This window comes from Bradyrhizobium sp. UFLA05-108, from assembly GCF_059803455.1.
In genome coordinates this window covers 1-1,536 of sequence record NZ_JBANAZ010000182.1, presented here as the reverse complement: position 1 = coordinate 1,536, position 1,536 = coordinate 1, and the positions used below count along the sequence as shown (strand labels likewise).

Genomic DNA, 1,536 nt, shown 5'->3' with positions numbered 1-1,536 from the left:
CTAGCAGGCTGTTGAAGAACTCAGCCGCGTTCGCAAACGAAGGCTGAATCGTCGCCATTATGGATGTAGAAGTGGCCGACGAGCCTGCCCGCAGTGCCGATCATCGCCCATCCGCGACCACAGGTCGGATCATTCTCGTCGTGCCCTTCCCATGAGAACTCCGCGCAGGCCGATCCGTCGCGGGTGCCGTAGCGCACGTCCAGGAAGCCGTTGAGAGCCCCAAAGGCGATTTCGCCATCGGACTTGCCCTGGAAGGTGAGATGCGCCTCTTCGACAAGATCGAGGAAGTCGCTGTCCCAGACGTCCATCTCGACGATGCGCCAGCGGCCGACAAAGGCCTTGGCGAAGCCGGGCACCTTGGCCATCAGCCGGTCTCCGCGATCAGCTTGGGCAACCGTACCAGATTGTAGGCGGCGGCAGCGAAGGTAAAGGCCCATGCGACGCGATCACGGCCACGGAAGCTGGTCTTCTCTTGCCCGGCGACCGTCTTGATCCAGCCGAATGCCTCCTCGATGCGCTTGCGGATGCGCTGACTGACGCCATAGCCGCCGTGCCGGGTCGTTCGTCCGTCAATCGCAGAACTACGGCCGCTGGTATTCTGTGCGACATGCGGCGTCACGTTCATCGAGCGCAGTTCGTTGACGAAGTCTTCTGCATCGTAGGCTTTGTCGGCGCCAAGCGTGATCGCTGTCGGTCGGTCGGCACGAGGCTCGATCATGTGCAGCGCGGCCACCCGTTCGGCATGCCCGTCGGCCTGCGTCAGGCAGGCGTCGACCAGCAGGCCGTGGCGGTTCTCCATCAGCCCGTGCCCGATGAAGCACAGCTTCGTCTCCTTGCCTTTGCCCTTGCGGTAGAGCCTGGCGTCTGGATCGGTGGTCGAAGCATGGGTGTTGTTCGAGCGTTTCTGGCCATGGAAGTCCGCTTCGGCATTGCGCCCGCCGCCTTGCACCGGCGGCTCGCCGGAGCCGCCCTTCAGCTTGACGCTCTTCATCGAGGCCCAGGCCTCGATCAGCGTGCCGTCGACCGAGAAATGATCGCTCGACAGAAGCTTCGTCACCTTGGGCTGCGCCAGCACCGCCGCCAGGAACTTCGCCGCGATGTCGCCTTCCAGCAGCCGGTCGCGGTTCTTCGAGAACACCGAATGGTCCCAGACCGTGTCGTCAACGCCGATTCCCACGAACCAGCGGAACAGCAGATCGTATTCCAGCCGCTCCATCAAAAGCCGCTCCGAGCGGATCGAATAAAACGCCTGCAACAGCATCGCCCGCAGCAGCTTCTCCGGCGGGATCGACGGCCGCCCAATCGGCGAATAGAGCGCGGCAAACTCGCGCTCCAGCGCCGACAGTGCCTCGTTCACAATCGCCCGGATCGCTCGTAGCGGATGATCCCGCCGCACCCGCGCTTCCAGGTCAACGTAGCTGAACAACTCGCCCGTTCGATTGTCGCCGCCGCGCACGCACCATCTCCGAATCTCGTCGGAGCCAATGAATCATGGTCGCCGGTCGGCGGCGAGCGCCTTTTTCAACAGCCTGCTAG

Annotated in this window: 2 protein-coding genes; both read right to left on the bottom strand. The window is 63.4% G+C overall.

Translation table 11 applies throughout. The features are described from left to right. Positions 1–20: 20 nt before the first annotated feature. Positions 21–365 carry a hypothetical protein gene (locus SO140_RS45800; RefSeq protein WP_498544178.1) on the bottom strand — a complete coding sequence of 115 codons (345 nt, stop codon included), beginning with the start codon at positions 363–365 and terminating at the stop codon, positions 21–23. Then, on the bottom strand, positions 365–1,456 hold the full coding sequence (locus tag SO140_RS45795; protein ID WP_498544177.1) for an IS5 family transposase: 1,092 nt from the start codon (positions 1,454–1,456) through the stop codon (positions 365–367). Before SO140_RS45795 ends, SO140_RS45800 begins: the two co-directional genes overlap by 1 nt. Positions 1,457–1,536: the final 80 nt, after the last annotated feature.

Coding starts and splice junctions, on each gene's coding strand:
- SO140_RS45800 (WP_498544178.1), bottom strand. CDS start 365: ATGGCCAAGGTGCCCGGCTTCGCCAAGGCCTTTGTCGGCCGCTGGCGC.